Here is a 20,207-nt window from a genome sequence, read left to right as displayed (position 1 = left end):
GCGAAGATATGCGCATACTTCCCGGCGTTTGCCTATCCTGCACTAGATCCGCAGTGCTGCATTTTTTCGTCATGACGAAAAACCAGGCGCAGACAGCAGAACGCCCGCGCAAGGCGGGCGTTCTCGTCCTCTAGAACTCTGACGCACGGCACCGCACAAGATGCCCTAGCTAAATCAAGACACTGGTTCCCACAGTCCCGCGAAAGGAGGATCTGGCGACACCAATCGCCAAACTTGTTCGCATTGAAGGCATTGGTACCAGCTTTCAGCCAGCCCTACATTTGAGTAAGGCCTCAACACCGGCACCTCCTTAAATCCAGAACTAGATTTCAATAAACGCACAAATCCATCGAAATCATCCCATCCATGAAACTTGCCCACGCTGTGCAAATGACTGCACTCGCATGCGGATACATCCTTCATTGCAATGATCCTCCACCTGTTTTCCACGCGGGCTGCGCCCCGCCATCAATAAGAAGCTGACTTTGGCCGCCAACCCATGGACCGCCCTGAGAACTCACCTCGCCCACATGAATAGTAGTTCCTGCCGGAACTTCAATCGTTGTGTATTGCGATGCTTGAGCACTGAACGGAGTGCCTCGAATGTTGCCCCATTCCGGTAGGAGTGCCGAATCCATACGCGCCGAAAGTGAACCTGCCGGCTGATCCAAGGACCAGAACGCACCAAATTCGCTCGACTGCCCTGGTGTCCATGCACGATACAGAGTAAGGGATTGATCCAACTGAACGCTTGCGTAGCGACCGCCTGAGAATGTTTCAGCCAAACTATCTGACAGGGATCCAGGATTCAGCGCATCAGCTTCTGATAAGACAGTGCCGGGTACGCGATTGACGATTTGACTATAAGTCGCACCGGGTGCTGCTCCTACCGTGTCTGGAACAACAGCGCACGCCACCGTGTTCTGTCGTACTTTCGCCCTGATCCCCTAGCGCGGCTGCGGCCTCCCAAGCGTTTCACCCCGACACGCCATCGATGGTAAACGGTGAGACCCCCTGATGCACGTTTCCGGCCGACGCCGTGCTGTCGCTCAGTCGCCGGCCTCTTCCAGGGCTNAACGCTTGCGTAGCGACCGCCTGAGAATGTTTCAGCCAAACTATCTGACAGGGATCCAGGATTCAGCGCATCAGCTTCTGATAAGACAGTGCCGGGTACGCGATTGACGATTTGACTATAAGTCGCACCGGGTGCTGCTCCTACCGTGTCTGGAACCTCCACCAGCGGCTTCGCCTCACCTGCCTCCAACGCCCCCTTGATCCTCTGATAAGCGCCAGAAATCGTATCACCAACACTAGTCCCCATCACCTGTGCCACTTTCGCGGCAAATCCAGGGGCAACTTTGGCGACGGCATCCCCAACCAACGCAGCTCCGGCACCGAGCAATTTGCCACCCGCAAGCCCTATGGCCACCTCCTGCACGCTGCCTGGCATGAAGGTATTGAAGAAGCTGTATTTCAGCCCGTTCCAGACAAAGTCGGCCTGATCATTATTCCGAAGATCAGCAGCACCATCATTGGCCAACCCATCGGAAACCACGTTCTTTATCTGCTGGATTTGCCCATTTATGGCTTTAATGGGGGCCAACGCCGGTTGCAAAAGTTGACCAATGCCCGAGGAAGTCATATATCCGCTCTGCGCGTAAGGCAACGGACTGGGCTGGTAAAACGGAGCGTCGGGCATGGAATCAGATCCCGGGGGCAACATTTGCTGCTCATTAGGAACGTTCGGCAATGAAACGCCCTGCATCGTCAGTAAAGGCGGAGCTGCAAGTGCCCGCCCCGTTATGGAGGGCTGATCAACGGGATCTTCAACGTCGATCGACGGCTCGTTGACCGTCACGGTCACATTCGGCGTTTGAGTGATGAAATTAAAATTGCCGAAATTCAGCGACCTCGAAGGTGTTTCCGAAGTGATGATCCCATCATCCCCCTGATCCCACTGTTCTTCGTAGCCCGGCTGCCAGGGCTGAAGAACCCCGCCTTGAGCGCCGTAGCTGTTATTCAACCAATTGCTCCAAAGATTTACTGCGGATCCAGCTTGGCCGATGAGGGAGCCAACCTCTTGCGCTGTATTGCCAATCCCAGGCACAGCTGTTAGCGCACCTAAAATGTTGCTGATACCCGTTTGAGAACCGGTCAAAGGGGCTAGAGGTTTAGGTGCCGAAATGAGGCTAAAGGGGCTTGTGGGCAGGACAGGAGCCGAAATACCACCTCCGGCCAAGGTCATATTGTCCGACGTATAGAGATACATCCCGCGCGGATTGCCCGCGCTTCCCGGGTAAATGCTGGATAGCTCCTGCGGCACCGTCGAAGGCAGATTTGCGGTCACATTGACCGTACCCCACGTTGCGGAAGAATCGACATTTCCCGCCAGTAACCCCGACGACGAGGTTGGCTCCAAGCCCTGTGCTGATAGCGGTGCGATATCCACCGGCCAATCAATGCCACCATCAGCCCCTGAGCCGGGCACATTCAGATTGGTAGGGCCGGCCGCGATGATGTTTTGCAACACGTTCGTCGGATTCACAGCCGGATTTAAGGCACCCCCACTACTGGTCCCAGTGACTTGACTACTGTTGCCCGTCTGATTCGGATCGCTGCCTGAACTTTGATTTTGGCTTTGCCCTGAACCACTAGACGAGGGTGGTGGGTTCCATTGGCCGCCCACGCCACCTAGGCCATAGGAACCCTGCGTTGGATCAGCCACTTCGAAACCGAAGCCCCCGCTGAGATCGCCGGGCACATATTCCATCCCCTGCGCCTCCTTGAACCGCATCACCATGCTCAACGAGTCGTAATAAGCCTTAATCACCGCCCCATCATTCGTATCCGACGCCGGCAACCCTTCCTGTTTCCTGATCGCATCGGCCACCGCCGTCTCATACGCCGTCTGCGCGTCTTGCTGCTGCTTCTCAATATTCTGCACCGTCTGCGCAAACGCCGACTGCTGATTCAACACCGTCTCCACCGACGCCGCCACGATCTGTGCCGTGGTCTCACAGGTCGAAGCCCCTCCCCCCGTAGCAATCAAACTCTGCGCATACGGCTGGAACGTGGTGGACGAATTGGTGCTCGTATTCACCTGCGGAATCTTCAGCACCATCCCCACCGGCGGCTGGCTGCCCACGCTCAGCCCATTGGCCTGGGCCAGAATGTAGGCATCGCTGCTGTCGCCATAGATCGCCTGCGCGATCGACTCCAGCGAGTCGCCGATCTGCACGGTGTAGTTCTGCGTGCCCAGGGTGCCGTTGGCGAAGCCGCCGGTGGTGGACAGTACGTCGATGACACCGGCGGAGTTGATGGTGCCCAGCGATTGCCGGTTGGCGAACATCGAATACGTGGTGGTGGTGCTGCCGGCGGCGGTGGAGGTTTTCTGCAGAATCTGCCCCTCGGCGTTGTACGCCATGGCATTGGTGGCCTGCAGGTTGTTGATGGAGCCGCTGGTGGCCATCAGCTCACCCAGCGAGTTGTAGGTGTTGGTGGTGGTCTGCGTGCCGCTGCTGGTGGTTTCGGTGGTGCCGGCAGCCAGCGCCGCGTTCTGCCACACGTAGCTGTTCTGGTAGGTATTGGTGCTGGCCGTGGCATTGGGCGTAACCACCGTGCTCGCGCCGGTGGTGATCATGCGGTAGCCCAGCTGGTTGCCATCGGCGTCGTAGCCCAGGCCATCGCCTGCGCTCTGCGATTGATAGTTGTACTCGGTGGCCAGCTGGAGCTCGCCAAAGGTGGTGGCCCCGACAGTGGGCAGTGTGGTGGGCACCGAACCATCCAGGTTGCCGTACGAACTGGTGATGGCGGCGGCGGTCTGGTACTGCGTCACCAGGCTTTGGCCGGAGCGTTCGGCGTATTCGCTCTCGTCCAGCAGTTCGCCGTCGGCGTTGTAGGTGTAGATCGTGTCGCTCTTCACCCAGCCGGCATCGCTGTAGCTCACCACCTGATTGCTGCTGTTGTTGCCTGCCTGGCTGCTGCCAGCCAGCTCATAGATCAGCTGGCTGGTCATATGGCCATCGGCGTCGTAGGTGCCTACCTGGTAGTTGTAGAAAGCACCGCCGGCGGTGACCTGGGTTTGCAGCAGCGTTTGATCGCCCTGCATGTCGTAGTAGCCCTTCTGCACGATCTGCTGCGATTGCCCGCTGATCGTCTGGTACGACAGGTACTGGATCAGGTTGCCGGCGCCGTCGTACCAGTTCTCGCCCGAATTGGTCGCACTGGTCACGATGATCTGGTTGTTTTGCGGATTGCTGGCCAGCTGCAGGCTGCCGTCGGCGATCAGCACGCGGTTGTCGCCATCGTAGGTGTACCAGTTGGCCACCACATTGGGCGTGGGCGATGGCGCCGGGGTCGCCATCGCGGCGAGTGCCTGCGTATGCACGGTCGTTGCTGCCGGCGTTGATGTCGGCGTCGGAGTGGGCGCGGGAGTAGGCGTCGGCGTGCTGGTGTCGCTGACACTGCCGTCATTCGACGGCGGTAGCAGATCGGGCGAAGCCAGCAAGGCTGGGTCGACAGTCGCAGGGGCCGGAGCCGGAGCCGGAGCCGGAGCTGGCGCAGGCACGGGCGCAGGCGTCGGCGCGGGGCTGGACGAAGCCATCGATGCGGTAGCGAGCGTATCGGCATCCGCATCGGTGCTCGACGTGTCGCTCGCCTCCTGTGCAACGGCAGCGGTACCGCCGGGCTCCACGGTAAGCGTGACCGTCCCCGTTACCGTCCGCCCCTCATAATCGGTGGCAGTGATCGTTAGTTTGACGGTGCCAGGCTTGGTGTTGAGCGACTTGCCGCTGAGATGCAAGGCACCGGAGCTGTCCACGGAAACGCTGTACTGCACATTGCTGGGTACGGTGCCCACCACGCCGTAGGTATATGTCAGGCCGGTACCTGTGAACGCATTGGCAATCACATCCGACGAATTGTTCTGCGAGGTATACGTGGCATTTTGTACGTTGCACGCCGGCGCCGCCGGGTTGTTCACTGTGAAGGTAAAGGTTTCGGAGTTCAGCGATGAAGCCTGGCCATCGGCGCTGCACCACACCTGCACCTGAAAGCTGCTGCTGGTGTTGATCGGTGTGGTGCCGCTGAACACAAGCGTGCTGGCGTTGAAACTCAGCCACGACGGCAACGCAACGTAATTGGATCCGTTCCAGTAGGTGGCGGAGTAGCCTAGCGGTATGCCCTGGTTGCTGGTGGCGGCAGGCACCCCGAAGGCAAAACCCGTATAGGCATTCACCGTTACGTTGGACGGCGTGCCGTTGAACGTCACCTGGTTTACCGGAGCCACCGTCAGCGTGAACGAGTCGGTGGTCGATTGCGTGGTGGTGCCGTTGACCGTGGCATGCACGGCAATGGCGTAGTTGCCCGCGGCACCGACCGGTGCCGTACCGCTGAACACGAGCGAGCCGGCGTTGAAGCTCAGCCAGGAGGGCAGCGCGCCGCCGTTGTAGGTGGCGGTATAGGTGATCGGCAGGCCGTTGGCGCTGGTCGCCGGGGCAATGCCGAAGGCGAAGCCCGTGTATTGCACCGTCTCATTGGAAGGCTGCGGGAACGACGGTGCCGCGGTCGGCACCGTCACCGTGAAGGTGGCGGTGGCACTGTGCCCCAACACATCCGTGGCGATAACCGAGAAGGTATAGGTACCCGGCGCCGTGGGTGTGCCACTAAGCGTCTGCGTGCTGCCGGTGAACGTCGCCCAGCTCGGCAAGCCGCTGGTGGTGTAGGTCAGGCCCATGCCCACCGGGTCGGAGAAGGGGAGCGCGTAGTTCAAGGCCGTTCCCGGATTCTGGGTCAGGACCACGGAAGGCGTGCTGATGCTGGGCGCATTGCCGGTAACCGGAATTGGTGTAGCGGAGGCGCCGCCACTGTCGTACTCACTGCTCGCAAATACCGCGCGGCGGTTGCCGGCCGCGTCGTATACATACACCGTGCGCATGATCGCCGATGTACCGGCGCCGTTCTCCTCGGTCACTTCCTGCAGCCGGTTGTGGCTGTCGTAGGTGATCACGGTCTGCGTGCTCACCGGATTGCTGGTACCGGTACCCGAGTAGGTGCTGGTGGTTTCCAGGATCTCATTGCCATCGGCGTCGTAGCCATAGCCGTAGGTGGAAACCCTGCCACCGGCATTTTCACTCAGCTGCGCCAGTGCGCCGTCTGCGTCGTAAGTAAAGTTCAGCACGGAGTTGATGCTGGCCGGGCTGCTGGTGGCGTTCCAGTTGCTGGTTTCCGTTACCAGCAGACCGGAGTTGGCATCGTAGGTATAGGTATAGGTGGCGCCGCTGTCGTCGGTGTGGCTCAGCAGCTGCTGGAAGTAGCTGTAGCTCCAGGTTTGCGTGTGGCTGCCGAGCGGATCGGTTTCGCTCACCAGGTTGCCGTTCACGTCGTAGGCGTAGGTGGTGGTCTCCGCCAGCGGCGTGGTGCTGGTCAGCACGTGATGCTGGCTGTCGTAGGTGTAGTTGGTGGCATTGCCCAACGCATCGGTGGACTGCAGGCGGTCGCCATTGGTGTTGAGCGTGTAGGTGCCCTGCACCACCTGGCTGCGGCCCGAGCCGTTGAGCGCGAAGTAGCCGATGCCGGTGACCTGGTTGAGCAGGTTGTAATTGGTGTAGCTGATGTTGTTGACCTGGCCGCCCTGCGTTTGTACGCCGGGGCCTTCTACGCCCACGGCACGGCCCAGGCCGTCGTATCCGGTGTAGGTCGTCGCACCGGCGCCATCGACCATGGAAAGCTGTTCGCCGACCGTGTTGTAGGTGTACTGCGTGAGGTTGCCGTTCTCGTCGGTGGCGAGCATCAGCTCGCCGTCGATGTTGTAGTTCCAGGTCTTTACCGGCGTGGTGAAGGTATCCGCGCCGGTCGCGGACACCACCAGCACGTTCGCTTCGGTCTCTTCGATCAGGTGGTTCTGGCTGTCGTACTGATAGGTGGTGGTGTTGCCGTTATCGTCCACCGTGGCGGTCAGGTTGCCCCAGCGATCGTAGGTGTTCTGGATCGCGGCAACGCTTACCCCGCCGGCATTGGTGGTGCTGGGGGTATAAATAGTGTTGGCGTTGCCGGCAAGATTGAACGCGCTCGCGCTGTAGGCCTCGCCGCTGCCGCCGGTAATGATGGAGGCGTTGGTCACCTGCCAGCCATTGAGCGAGTAAGCGTAGCCGTGACCGGCGCCATTGCTGCCGGGCGAATTGGTCATATAGCCGGCGACGTTGTAGACGTAGAGCGCTTCGTAGCCGCCATTGGCGCCGCTGGGGTTGCCGTCACCCCTGGCAACCACCTCGCCGAAAGCGTTGTATTTCTGCTGGGTATAGCTGTCGTTGGTGCTCGCATTGCTGCGCTTCACCCCGGTGCTCAGCAGCTGGTTGTCGGCGTCGTAGGTGTTGGTGCTGGTAACGGTAACGCCGGGGGTAAGCGTGTAGCTCTGCGTAAGCAGGTTGCCGTTGTTGTCGTAGGCGGTGGTGGTGAGGTTGCCGTTCGCATCCCAGCTCTGGGTCTGCTCGCCCAGCGCGTTGTAGCTGGCATAGGTTTGCTGGATCAGGCCGCCGGCATTCACATTGGTGCTTACGGCATTGCCCAGCGCGTCGTACAGATAAGTAGTGACGGGGCTGACCGAGGTATAGATCGCTGAGGTGGTGAGGCTGTTGGAGGAACTGCCCATCACCATCGACTGCCAGTTGCTCACCAGCACCTGCTGCGCCGGCGCGGTGACGCTGATCAAGCGGCCCAGGGCGTCGTATTGCATCACGGTGGTAGCACCGTTGACGGTCTTGCTGGTGACGTCGGTTTCGCCGTCGTAGGTATAGCTGGTGACGCTGCTGGCCGAGGTATAGCCGCTCGCGCCGTTGAGCTGGCCGAGGGTGCCGCCGGTGTAGTTGTAGCCGCCGGTGTCGGTTTCGCTCAGCACGCGGCCGATGGCGTCGTAGGTGTAGCTGGTGACGCGATTGGCGCCGCTCGCCTGGGTGGCTGCGCCGGGCAGGCCCGGCGGCGTGGCCGTGCTGATGCCGCTGGTGCTGATCGCCTGCGCGTATTGCGTGCTGCTGGCGACCTGGTTGAAGGCGTTGTACGCGGTGGTGGTGACATAGCCCTGCGGGCTGGTGTAGGTGCCGGCGGGTGTCACCACCATCACGGCACGGTTGAGCGCGTCGTAATAGCTGTAGGTGGTGCCCCACACTGCCGGATAGTTGGTGGAACCCTGCGTCTGCGCACCCTGCACCAGCTGCGAGACGCTGGTGAGGTTGCCGTAGGCGTCGTAGGTGTAGGTGGTGGTGGGCGAGCCCGTGCCCCCGACGAAGGTCGGCGTACCCTCCACCGCTGTCGTGTAGTCGATGGCACCCAGCTGCACCTGGGTTTTCTGGTTGAGCTGGTTGTAGCTGGTGGTGGTGGTGCGGTCGCTGCTGGAGGTGGTCAGGCCCTGCTGCAGTTGCGCGGCGCTTAATGCCTGACCGGCACTCCAGCCGGTGATCGCACCGGTGTTGAGCGCAGTGGCGTATTGGGTGCTGCTGATGACATTGCCGTAGGCGTCGTAGCTGTAGCTGGTGACATAGCCATTGCCGTCGATGCTGTCGATCAACTGGCCGCCGGCGTTGTACACGTTGTAGCTGTAGTTGCCGTTCGCATCCTGGCCGACCACTGACTGGCCGAGGGCGTTATACGCGGTGTGGCTGGTGTGGCTGAGCGCATCGGTGGTGCTGGTGCGCAGGCCCAGTGCGTTGTAGGTGTAGCCGGTGGTGGCGGCGTTGGCGATGCTGCCGGCGCTGGTGCCGTACCCCTGGCTGCTGCTCAGCACATCGCCGAAGGCGTCGTAGCTGCTGGTGGTATACAGGTATTGGTTGGCGGTGCTGGTCAGCGTGCCGTTGTAGCTGGCCACCGTTACCGCCGGGCTCTGCGTCTGCACCAGGCGGCCGGCGCTGTCGTAGCTGTATTGCCAGATGGCGCCGTCGCGATCGGTGTAGCTGGTCTTTTCGCCCAGCGCGTTATAGGTGTAGGTGCTATTGACGCCCAGCTGATCGCCGCTGGTCAGTACGTGGCCGAGCGAATCGTAGGTGGCAGTGCTGAGGCGCTCGCCGGTGGCGCCACCGGCGGTGGTAACGGCCGCGGCAATCGTGCTGGCGTTGATCGTAGCCGGCAACGTAATCGGGTTCGCATACTGCTGGCTTTCCAGCAGGCGGCCCAAACCGTCGTAGCTGTTCTGCGTGACATAGCCGAGCGCGTTGACCACGTAGATGGCGCGGTTGTCGGCGTCGTAGACGGTAGTGGTGGTTTCTTTGTTGGTGAAGGCCGCCACGGCGCTGCTGACGCTCGCCGTGGTGAGCTGGGCGCTGAGTGCGGAAGCCGTGCTCAGTGTCAGCGTGCTGCCGTAGTCGGTAGTGCCGAGCACATTGCCGTTGGCGTCGTAGGTGTAGGCGGTAACCTGCCCTGCGGTGCCGTTCTGCTGCACGATGAAGGCCAGGCGTCCGGCCGCATCGTAAAGACGCAAGCTGGCTTCGGCGCTGCTGTCGGCGTTGTTGCCACTGGTGCCGCCAACCTGGCTGCTGATCCAGCTGAGCGCGGTGCCGGCTTGCAGCGCACTGGCCTCGCTGGCTGTGCTGACTGCGTTGGCATAGGCGAGTGTCTCGACCACGTTACCGGCGGCGTTGTAGCGCACTTCGCTCACATAGCCCAGCGGGTTGATGCTGTAGCGCAGCTCGCCGGCGGCGTCGTACACCTTGTAGCTGATGGTATCGGTGCTGCTGCTCGTCACTAGCGCGGCGATCTGCGCGGGCGTGGGCGCACTGCCCAGCGAAGCAAGCCGTGTCGGAGTCAGCGCAGTGGCGTAGATGTGCGTGCTGGTGACGCGGCCATCGGCGTCGTAGCTGAACTGCGTGACGGTGCCGGCGGCATTGATGCTGTAGGCCGCACGCCCTGCGTTGTCGTAGCTGGTGGTGCTGGTGCGGTCGTTGGCACTGGTGGTGACCAGCGCGGCGATCTGCGCGACGGTGGGCGTGCTGCCAAGGCTGGCCATGGCGATCGGCGTGGCATAGGCCGTGCTCTGGGTGACGCGGCCGGCGGCATCGTAGCTGAGCTGCGTGACATCGCCCGCGCCATCGACGGTATACACCGCCTCGCCATCGGCGTTGTAGGCGCTGAGGGTGATGACATCGCTGGCGCTGGGCGTGACCAGCGCGGCGATGGTAGCGGCGGTGGCGGTGCTGCTGACCGTGTTGCCGGACAGCGAGGTCGCGTATTGGCGTGTCTGCGTCAGCTGCCCGGCACTGTTGTAGGTGTACTGGGTGACGTTGAGCGCGGTACCGCTCAGCGTATAGATCAGCTGGCCATCGGCGTTGTAGGCACTTTGCGTGTAGCTGTCGGCGCTGCTCGGCTTGAGATCGGCGCTGACGGCCGTGCTGGTCGGCGTGCTGCCCAGGGTGCTCAGCTGGTAGGCGGTAAGCACCGTCGCGTAGCCGCGGGTAGTGGTGAGCTGGCCATCGGCGTCGTAGGTGTATTGGGTAACAGCACCCGTCGGATCGATGCTGAAGAGCTTTTCGCCGGCCTCGTCGTAGACATAGCGCGTGACGTTGCCGTTGGCATCTGTGCTTGCGATCAGATTGTTGTCGGCGTCGTAGCTGTAGCTCGTCGTCAGGTTGAGCGTGCCCGGAGCGACGATGGTCTGACTGAGGCGTTCGAGGTTGTCGTAGACGTATTGGGTGGTGACCGCTGCGCTGGTACCGGTACCGGTGATGACGGTGAGGGTCTTGCCATCGCCGTCGTAGGCATAGGTGGTGATACTGCCGACTGCATTCGTCTGCGTCAGCACGTTGCCATCGGCATCGTAGGTCGCGGTGGTGACCGCGCCCGTCGGATCGGTGATGCTGAGCTGCCTGCCCTGCGCATCGTAGCGATAGGTGGTGGTGAGGTTCAGGCCGCTCGGATCGGCGCTGGTCGGATCGACCGTCTGCGTCAGTACCTTGCCGCTGGCGTCATAGGTGTAGGTCACCACATGCCCGCTGGCATCGGTGCTCTGGATCAGGTCGCCATCGGCGTCATACTGATTGCGGCTGACCTCGCCCAGCGGCGTGGTGGTGGTGAGCAGGCGGCCATCCGCATCGTAGGTGTAGGTGGTGGTATTGCCGCCGCCATCGGTCACGCTGACGGTATCGCCGTAGGCATCCTTGACCGTGGTCATCGTCACGCCGTCGGGCGTGGTCACCGTGCTGGTGTGAGTGGCCGTGTTGTAGCTGTAGCTGGTGGTGTTGCCCAGCGCATCGGCCTGGGTCAGCACACGGCCGAAGGCGTCGTATGTGGTCTGCGTGGTGCGCGCCGTGCCCTGTACCGTCTGGCTGGTGGACACCTGGCGACCCAGGTTGTCGTAGCTGTAGCTGATGGTATTGCCGTTGCCGTCGGTGCGGCTGGTGACGCGGCCGAAGGCATCGTAGGTTTCGCTGCTGGTAGTGGCAACCGCGCTGCCGACGCCGTCGATCTCGCTGAGCTGCTCACCGCGGTTGTCGTAGCTGTAGGTGGTTAGCGTGCTGTTGCTGGCGCTGAGCGCGCTGCCCGGCTGGCTCAACTGCTGCTGGACCGACAGCACATCGCCAAAGGCATCGTAAGTGGTGGCGGTCTGGTAACCGTCGCCATCGGTGACGCCGGCCAGTTGGCCATCGAGCGTGTACGTCTTGCTGACCGTGGCGTTGGCATCGCCGCCGATGCTGCCGAGCGCGGCCACGGCGGCGGCCACTTGCGCCGTGGTGGCGCCGGTCGGGTTGAGCGAGGTGCCGCTGTTGCTGCCGCTGGTGATCAGCGTCAGCGGCGCCGCATACGTGGTGGTGCTGCTGATGTCACCGAAGGCGTTGTAGCTATACGCCGTGACATCGCCCTGCGCATTCAATGCGCCGCCGGACGGCTGGCCCTGGATCGTGTACAGCAGCTGCCCATCGGCGTCGTAGTACGACCAGGTGCTGTTGCCCAGCGCATCGGTGGCTTCGGCCTGCTGGCCGAGGGCGTTGTATTGATAGGTGGTGGTGGCGCCGGTCGCGTCGGTGGCGGTCAGCTCATCGCCGAACGCGTCGTAGGTGGCGCTGGTGGTGCGCACGCTGCCCTGCCCGCTGGTCGGCGTGATCGTGCTGCTCAGCACCTGGCCGATGGCGTTATAGGTGTAAGTGGTGATCGTGCCGTCGACGGCAGTACGACTGGTGACTTCACCATCGGCATTGGTAGTAACGCTGCTTTGTTCGTTGGCTGTATTGCTGCCCAGCAAGCCAACCAGGGTGGCGACGGTTTCCGTGCCGGTCAGCGCACTCAGCTGGGTGCTGGTCAGCGCCGTGGCGTAGCGCGTGGTGGTGGTGGTGTCGGTGGTTTCGTCGTAGCTGGTGGTGGTGAGATAACCATCTGCATCGAGCTGCGCCACCAGGCGGCCGGCAGCGTCGTAGTAGCTGCGCGTGGTTTGGTCTTGCGCACTGGTGGTGAGAGCGGCCTGCAGGGTGGCCAAGGTGGGTGCGTCGCCCAGCGAGCTGGTCAGGGGCGTGGCGTAGGCTGTGCTCAGTACTGCTTCGCCCGCCGCGTTGTAGCTCGTCACCGTGACGTAGCCCAGTGCATCCACTGTTGCTACCGGCTCGCCATCGGCGTTGTAGATCGTCAGCGTGGTGCGGTTGTTGGCATTGCTGGCGAGATCGGCTTGCAGCGCGGTCAGCGTCGGGGCGTTGCCCAAGGCGTTGCGCCGGGTGCTGCTCAGCGGGGTGGCGTACTGCGTTTGCGACAATACGTTGCCGGTGCCGTCGTAAGTGACCGTGGTGACATTGCCGGCCGGGTCGATGGTCGCCACCACCTCGCCAGCCAGGTTGTAGATAGAGGTGGTGGTGCGATCGCTGGCCGTGCTCGCGGGCACCGGCAAACTGGTCGGATAGCTGCCGGTCAAGGCGCCATTGCTGTACCAGCCGGCGGTGCTGATGGGCGTGGCGTACTGGGTGGTGCTGAGCACCTGCCCGTCGGCATCGTAGGTATAGGCTGTGACATTGCCGTCCGCATCCACTGTGCCGGTCACCTCGCCATCGGCGTTGGTGAAGGTGTAGGTGACGTTGCCGTTGGCATTGATCGCCGCCACTGGCTCGCCGTCGGCGTTATACAGATAGCTGGTGACGCAACTGGTCTGTCCGCTCGCCGATTGCGTGCTGCTGAGCAGTTGCCCCGCACTGTTGCGCACCTGGGTGGTGGTGAGGCCATTGGCCTGGGTGATGGCGATCGTGTTGGCACTGTCGGTATAGACATAGCTGGTGACATGGCCCAGCGGATCGGTCTTGCTGATTACACGGCCCAGGCCGTCATAGGCGTAACTGGTGGTTTGCAGAGTGCTGCGACTGGCGCCGGTCTCGATGCTGGTCTGCAGCAGCTTGCCTTGAGCATCGTAGGTTGTATTGGTGATCTGCGTGCCCGTGTCGAGCACCCCGACGCCGCTGCTGTTGACCGTGTCGTAACTGGTTTGTGTGGCCAGCTGGCCGCGCAGGTCGTAGGTGTAGTCGATGCGTGTGCTCTGGCTGAGCGTGCTTTGCACCGCACTGCTCTGTACCCATGCCTGCAGCTGGGCCAGGGTTGGCGGACTGGCCGGGCTGTTGCCGCTGGTGCTGTAGGTGGCACCGAGGTATTGGCGGCTGGTGGTCAGCTCGCTCAGGCCGTTGGCCGTGGTGTAGTCGTTCTCGCCAACGTTACCCAGCGGGTCGATCACATAGGCCAGCTGCTCGCTGGCGGTGTAGACGTAGTAGGTGGTCTGTGCACCGCTGGGGGCCACATAGCCGCTCTGCCCTACTTCGCCCTGCGCCGGCACCGTATAGGTGGTCTTGCTGGTGAGCTGGTCGTTGGCGTCGTAGGTGTAGCTCACCGTGTTGCCGGCGCCGTCTTCCACGCTCAGCAGATTGCCGTTGGCGTCGTAGCTGTAGTTTGTGATCGCGCCATCGGGATCGGTGCTGGTCAGCAGGTTCCCATTGGTGTCATAGGTGTAGCGGGTGGTGGGCGATATGCCGTTGACCGCCGGGGCGATCACGGACGTGAGCTCACCGGCCGCGTTGTATTGATAGGTGGTGACGTTACCCAGGCCATCGGTGAGCGTGGTGCTGCCGCTGCCGTAATTGAGCGTGAGGCTTTGTGCCGCGGCCCCGGTACCGGTGGTGATGCCGGTGACCTGGTAGGCGCCCTGCGCATCCTGCGTATAGGTGTAGCTGACACTGGTGCCGTCGCTCTGCGTCACCGAGGCGATCAGGTCCGTACTGCCCTGGTAGCCGTAGGTGGTGGTGTAGCTGCCGGTGGCGCTGCTATCGGTGTCGGACGCCAGCGCGGTGGTAACCGTGCTCAGGCGGCCCTGGCTGTCGTAGCCGTAGGTGACCGCCTGACGGGTGACCGCCGTGCTCTGCCCTGGCGGCACTTCCTGGATCGACAGGCTGATCAGCTGGTTGCTGGTGTTGTAGCCGAACACCAGCGTATCGCCGTCGCCCGCCACGATCTGGCTGAGCTGGCCGTTGCTGTAGCTGAAGGCGTAGCTGGCGCCGGTGGCGGTATCGGTCAGCGCGGTGAGCTGGCCGGCGGCGTTGTAGGTTTCCTGCTGCTGGTCGGAGGCGTCGGTAAAGGTCCAGCTGGAGGCGGTGGCATTCCAGCTCAGCGTGTCTTGGGCGCCGCTCTGGTCAGTGCTGACGTACACGCCCCGCGTGGCGTTGTAGGTGTAGACCACGCTGGAGCCATCATCGTCGGTGCGGGTGATGGTGCTGCCGGCGGTGTTGAGGGTGCCGGTGAGGCTATTTACGTTGCGGCTGAAGCCGTAGCTCCAGCCGCCGTTGCCGTTGAGCTGGCCCAGGCTGTTGTAGGTGCGCAGTACGTTCAGCGGCAGGCCGTCGAACAGCAGGCCTTCGTCGGCGCTTTGCAGGATCAGGTTGCCGGTGGCGCTGTTGACGTAGCTGCTGTTGGCCGCCTGGCCCAGGCTTGGCGAACCGCCCTGTGCCTGGCCGAGCTGGCTGAGCGAGGTGTTGCCCAGGCCCAGACCGTTCCCGCTGATGATTGCGACCATTGTGATGCTCCTGAAAACAGGGCACCCACCGCGGACCGCCCCTGACGGAGTTACTAATCTGGGGTTGGGGGGAAAAGTTTAGGGGTGTGGTGGAATTTTTTTGGTGTGGCTTGCTGGCGGGGGCCTGATGCGTTCTGTGCGATGACAAGCGGCCGTTGCGGCCCCTGGGAGCGGGCCTTCCCTTGAAGCCGTCATTCCTGCTTTCGCGGGGATGAAGGCTCAGGCAGATGGTGCGTTTGGGTGGATGGCGTCCTTTGATGGATGACACCCTTTGGGTGAGCGTTCTTTGCTGCAGATTCTTACGCTGACCGCATGGCCCATCCACCCTGATGGCCCGCCCTTCCTCATGGCCCATCCTCCCTCAAGGCCGTCATTCCCGCGAAAGCGGGAATCCATTTTGGCCTTGAGCACCAAAGCAAGATGGATTCCCGCTTTCGCGGGAATGACGGCTCAGGTGGATGGCGCGTTTGGGTGGATGGTGCGTTTGGGTGGATGGTGCGTTTGGGTGGATGGCGCGCTTGGGTGGATGACGCGCTTGGGTGGATGACGCGCTTGGGTGGATGACGCGCTTAGGTGGATGGTGCGCTCGGGTGGATGACGCGCTTGGGTGGATGACGCGCTTAGGTGGATGGTGCGCTCGGGCGGATGGCTCCACCTAACACTCCGCCAGCACCCGCTCCCGCAAATAATTCCGCAACTGCTCCAGCGCCCGCTTGTGCAACTGCGAAATACGCCCCTTGGTCACTCCAAACTGATCGGCGATATCGACGAAGGAAAGCTGGTGGTAGTAATGCAGGGTCAGAATGGCGCGCTCGCGTTCCGGCAGATGCTCCAGCCCCTGTGACACCGCGGCGCTCAGCTGTGCTTTTTCCAGCTCTGCATACGCATCGGCAGGCTCGGCATGGCCAGGCATCGATTGCGTATCCAGCAGAAAGCCAATGCCCAACCCCACCGTGGCGGCAATAAAGGCTTCCAGCGGATCGTCGCTGGTTTCATGGGTGAGCGACTCCGCGCGTTCCTTGGCCAGGGTCTCGCGGTGGGCCGCGTCGTAGCCTAATTCCATATGCACATTGCGCAGCACCCGCAGGCCGTCGAACACCGCGCCGCGCACGCGCAGGCGCGCAAAGGGCTGGAACGGCACGCCGCGCTCTGGGTCGAAACGGTCGATCGCCTCCATCAGGCCCATCAGCGCGTTTTGCACGCAGTCGTACCACGCGTCCCGCATCAGGTACACGCGCATGAATACGTCGCGCGCCACCTGCCTGGCCCAGGGCGAGTAGTGGACGATCAAGGCATCGCGCGCAGCAGGCTGGCGCTCCTGCCGCCAGCGGCGCCACAACACCTGCTCATCGCTATCCACGTTGAGCATGGCTGCCGTCAGGTGTGGTACCCGCTCAACAAGGCCTGCGCCAGCAACGTCCAGCCATTGATCAGCAGGAACAGCAGGATTTTCAGCGGCAAACTGATCGTGGTAGGCGGCAGCATGATCATGCCCAGCGCCATCAGGATCGCCGCCACCACCAGGTCGATCAGCAGAAACGGCAGAAAGATCACGAAGCCGATCTGAAAAGCCGTGCGCAGTTCGCTCAGCATGAACGCGGGAATCAGCTGCAGTGCGCCGATGTCCTGCACCGATTTGGGCGGCGGCAGCTTGGCCATGCGCACCACGGCCAGCAGGTCGTCCTCGCGTGTCTGCCGGATCATGAACAGCTTGAACGGTTCGAAGGCGCGCCCTATCGCCGTCTGCATCGGAATTTCATGCTGCAGATAAGGATCGAGACCGGCCTGCTTGGCGCTCTGGAACACCGGGCTCATGGAGAACAGGGTGAGAAACATCGCCAGCGTCAGCAGCACGCTGTTGGGCGGGGTCTGCTGCAAGCCCAGTGCGCTGCGCACCAGCGACAGCACCACCACGATGCGCGTGAATGAAGTCAGCGCAATCACCATCAGCGGAATAAACGACAGCAGCGACAGCAGCAGGAACGAGCGCAGGATCGGCGAGTAATCGTCGCTGGAGGCTCGCGCCAGCGCGTCCTGCAATGGATCCGTGCAATACCCGACTGCCGGCAGCAACAGTCCCGCCGCCAACAGCATCAGCACGAGCGTATGGCGCAACGTCATGATGCCGCTCCGTCCGGTTCGCCGGCCTCGATGCGGGTGACAGTGGCGTTGGCGCCACGGGTGCTTTCGACAATCAGATACGTGCTGCCGCCGTAGCTCACCACATGCGCGGTACTGGCGATGCTCAGGCGTCGCGATGCCTGCACCTGAATTCCTTCCGTCGCGGGCTGGCTGCGCGCGGTCGCGGACCAGGCCAGCCAGCCGCGTCGACGCACGAACAGCAGTGCGCCGACCAGCAAGGCGATCAGCAGCAGTGTCACCAGCAACGCCGTGGCGTAGCTGGCTCCCGACACGGGCGCATCGGTGCGATACGGAATGGCCGGCGCCAGCCACGCGGCTTGCAGCAGGTGTCGTGTGCGATGGAACGACGTGTTCACAGGATCTCGGTAATCTTCAGGCCAAAGCAATCGCCTACCGCGATCAGTTGTCCGCGGGCAATGGACTTGCCGTCCAGCTGCAGCGTCACCGGCGCATCCAGGCCGGTATCGAGCGCCAGCGTGTCGCCTTTGGCCAGCGAAAACAGTTTTTCGACATTGAGCTCGGCGGCACCGAGCAATACGTCCAGCCGCACGGTGACGTGGCCGAGCATGGCCAGGTTGCGGCGGATCAGGGGATCGCCGCCAACGGGCTCGTAGGCGGCTTCTTCCAGTTGGATGGGAGCTACGACGATCTCATTCATGACTGCTTTTTTCCTGCTGTTTGACGCCGTCCAGCATGACGGCACGTTGTTCGCCCAGACGCCGCAGATACGCCGTGGCGATGGCGCCATGGCCTTCCACATGCAGTTGCAGGGCTTCGTCCAATTTGCGGTCGCCTACCAGCACTTCGCCGACGCTGAGGTCGGAAAGCTGGGCCAGATCGACCGCGCCGAAATCCATCATCGCCAGCACGCGCAACGGCGCCTGCTGGATCGCGTGCTGGCGCGAAACCAGCGCCGCCTGCCTGGATGCCGCCGGAGGCGCAAGGCGATCGGCCAGGTTGCGGTCGATGGCCAGCTCCCATTGCATGCGCCCGATCGATACGCCGACGGCGTAGGCACCAAGCCGCGCATGCTCCAGGCTCAGCGGTGCGGCTTCGCGCACCAGCGCATTCGTTTTGCCGATGCCGGCACGGTGCTGGATGCGCGCAGCCAGGTCGGCCAGTGCTTCTTCGCCGACGCGCTGCGCCAGCTCGCTATCGGCATCGGTGTTGGTGCCGGCCAGGAAGCGGCCGATGGCATCGACATCCTTGGCCCCGGTATGAATGGCCAGCGCACCGCTGTCGTGCAGCGCCAGCCAGGGGCGATGGCGCTCGTAGCCAGCCGGTTTATCCAGCGTATGCACGTCGATGGCGTTATCGGCCGCACCGATCCACCATGCCTGCGCCCAGTCGGACAGCTGCGCGGCAAGCAGCGCGTGCAAGGCGGTGCGGCGCGATTCGCCGAGCCAGCCGAAACGGAGATCGTTATGCATGGATCAGCCGTCCCGGGTGGAGTCGTAAAGCTGTTGCAGCATGTCGCTGGACACGGTCATCACGCGCGAGCTGGCCTGGTAGCCGCGCTGGATCACGATCATGTCGGCCAGTTCCTGGGTGAGATCCACGTTGGACATCTCCAGGCTGCTGCCTTCGATCTTGCCGAAGATGTCCTGGCCGGGACGTCCCACCTGCACCTGCTGGCCGGCCGGCGGCAGATACAGGTTGCCCTGGATTTCCTGCAGCGAGCTCTCATCCTGAAAAGACGCCAGCGCCAGCTGCGGGCCGGCATGGGTGGAACCATCGGCATAGGTAAGCTGCAGTACGCCGTTGGTATCGAAGGCCTCCGACGAAATGCCGATCACGCCGTGGCCATCCTGGACTTGCGCCTGCAGGCCGGTCGGCGTGCCGCTGATGCCGGTGGCGCCGCTGAAGCTGCCTGGGCTGCCGAAGTTGAACACCACGTTCTGCGACTTGCCGCCGAGGGTGGCGGTCATGGTGAGCTGGTTGGCGCCGGCCTGCGGCGCACCGGTACCGTCGAAAGTGATCTGGCCGCTGCCGAGCGTGTTGCCACTGCTGTCGGTGATGGCCACGTTCCAACTGGTGGCATTGGGCGTGGATGGCGTGGTGGAACTGGTGGCGACGGTCATGGTGAGCGTCAGCACGTGGGCGGTGCCCTGCGCGTCGTAGATGGTGATGTTGCTGATCGAATCGGGCGAACTGCCGGTAACGATGTTGCCGACCATGTTCACCGTGGTGGTGGCCGCCGCCGGCAGCGATTGCATGCTGCTGATGTCGATATTGCCGAAGCTGCCGCTGGGGCTGTAGCCCTGCACCAGGTACTGGTTGGCCGAGTCGACCAGTTGGCCGGAGGAGTTGAGTTCGAACTGGCCTGAGCGCGTGTAATACAAGTTGCCGGAGGGATCTTTCACGATAAACAGGCCTTCGCCCTGCACCGCCACATCGGTGGGCGTGCTGGTCTGCTCGATCTGGCCTTCGGTGGTATCGACGCCGGTGCCGGCGATTTCGGTACCGTCTTCGTCCATCACGTTTTCGAAGAACGAATCGCTGCCGCGAAAGCCCGGCGTATTCATGTTGCTGATGTTGTTGCTGATCGTATCCAGGCTCTGCGAGAAGCTGAAAAGCCCCGAGACACTGTTGTACAAGGCCTGCATGATGCTGCCCATGGGTGGCTCCTTATGGCGTAACGAGCTGGATCTGCGAGAGATTGACGTTGGTCAGCACACTGCCGGTGGTCGGCGTAACGGTGAGCTGCACGCCGCTGGTGCTGTACTGGATGCCGGTGACCTTGCCGGTGACCGTGCTGCCGTTGGTATTGCTGACCTGCACCGTATGCGACAGCAGCGCCACCGTCTGGTCGGAGGAATCGAGCGTGGCCAGGTTGTTGATGCCGGTCACTTCTTCGCTTTGCTGCTCGATACCGACGAACTGCGCCAGCTGGGTCAGGAACTGGCTGTTGTCCAGCGGCTGCATCGGGTCCTGGAATTGCAGTTCGCTGACGAACAGCTGGATAAAATCCTGCTCGTTGATACCTGAGTTGGGCAACGACGACGGATCCGTCGTATTCAATGTGCTGCCGATGGCTTGAACCGACATCGTGTAC

8 protein-coding genes are annotated in these 20,207 nt (G+C 62.5%); all 8 read right to left on the bottom strand.

Features of this window, described 5'->3' with window-relative positions; translation table 11 throughout:
• Positions 1–886: 886 nt before the first annotated feature.
• Positions 887–15,010: a LysM peptidoglycan-binding domain-containing protein gene (locus IGX34_RS22560; protein ID WP_192557591.1), complete on the bottom strand. Its 14,124-nt coding sequence runs from the start codon at positions 15,008–15,010 to the stop codon at positions 887–889.
• Positions 15,011–15,665: 655 nt separating this feature from the next.
• The gene (locus tag IGX34_RS20385) at positions 15,666–16,379 is read right to left on the bottom strand and encodes a sigma-70 family RNA polymerase sigma factor (protein WP_192557590.1); all 714 of its coding nucleotides are present in this window, start codon (positions 16,377–16,379) and stop codon (positions 15,666–15,668) included.
• An 8-nt stretch (positions 16,380–16,387) separates the two neighbouring features.
• Positions 16,388–17,131, bottom strand: coding sequence for a flagellar type III secretion system pore protein FliP (fliP, locus tag IGX34_RS20380; RefSeq protein WP_192557589.1), 744 nt, complete (start codon positions 17,129–17,131; stop codon positions 16,388–16,390).
• The gene (locus IGX34_RS20375; protein ID WP_192557588.1) at positions 17,128–17,508 is read right to left on the bottom strand and encodes a hypothetical protein; all 381 of its coding nucleotides are present in this window, start codon (positions 17,506–17,508) and stop codon (positions 17,128–17,130) included. Before IGX34_RS20375 ends, fliP begins: the two co-directional genes overlap by 4 nt.
• A complete protein-coding gene (locus IGX34_RS20370) occupies positions 17,505–17,810 on the bottom strand; it encodes a FliM/FliN family flagellar motor switch protein (RefSeq protein WP_192557587.1) in 306 nt (101 codons plus the stop codon). Before IGX34_RS20370 ends, IGX34_RS20375 begins: the two co-directional genes overlap by 4 nt.
• Positions 17,803–18,582 (bottom strand): hypothetical protein, encoded by a 780-nt coding sequence (locus IGX34_RS20365; RefSeq protein ID WP_192557586.1) that lies wholly within the window; start codon positions 18,580–18,582, stop codon positions 17,803–17,805. Before IGX34_RS20365 ends, IGX34_RS20370 begins: the two co-directional genes overlap by 8 nt.
• A 3-nt stretch (positions 18,583–18,585) precedes the next feature.
• Positions 18,586–19,770 (bottom strand): flagellar basal-body rod protein FlgF, encoded by a 1,185-nt coding sequence (flgF, locus tag IGX34_RS20360; RefSeq protein WP_225737654.1) that lies wholly within the window; start codon positions 19,768–19,770, stop codon positions 18,586–18,588.
• Between the two features lie 10 nt (positions 19,771–19,780).
• Positions 19,781–20,200, bottom strand: coding sequence for a flagellar hook capping FlgD N-terminal domain-containing protein (locus IGX34_RS20355; protein ID WP_192557585.1), 420 nt, complete (start codon positions 20,198–20,200; stop codon positions 19,781–19,783).
• Between the last annotated feature and the right edge of the window lie 7 nt (positions 20,201–20,207).

It is taken from the genome of Dyella acidiphila (assembly GCF_014863405.1).
Taxonomy (GTDB): Bacteria; Pseudomonadota; Gammaproteobacteria; order Xanthomonadales; family Rhodanobacteraceae; genus Dyella_B; species Dyella_B acidiphila.
This window is presented reverse-complemented; position numbering and strand designations above follow the sequence as displayed.

Coding starts and splice junctions, on each gene's coding strand:
- IGX34_RS20385 (WP_192557590.1), bottom strand. CDS start 16,379: ATGCTCAACGTGGATAGCGATGAGCAGGTGTTGTGGCGCCGCTGGCGG.
- fliP (WP_192557589.1), bottom strand. CDS start 17,131: ATGACGTTGCGCCATACGCTCGTGCTGATGCTGTTGGCGGCGGGACTG.
- IGX34_RS20370 (WP_192557587.1), bottom strand. CDS start 17,810: ATGAATGAGATCGTCGTAGCTCCCATCCAACTGGAAGAAGCCGCCTAC.
- IGX34_RS20365 (WP_192557586.1), bottom strand. CDS start 18,582: ATGCATAACGATCTCCGTTTCGGCTGGCTCGGCGAATCGCGCCGCACC.
- flgF (WP_225737654.1), bottom strand. CDS start 19,770: ATGGGCAGCATCATGCAGGCCTTGTACAACAGTGTCTCGGGGCTTTTC.
- IGX34_RS20355 (WP_192557585.1), bottom strand. CDS start 20,200: ATGTCGGTTCAAGCCATCGGCAGCACATTGAATACGACGGATCCGTCG.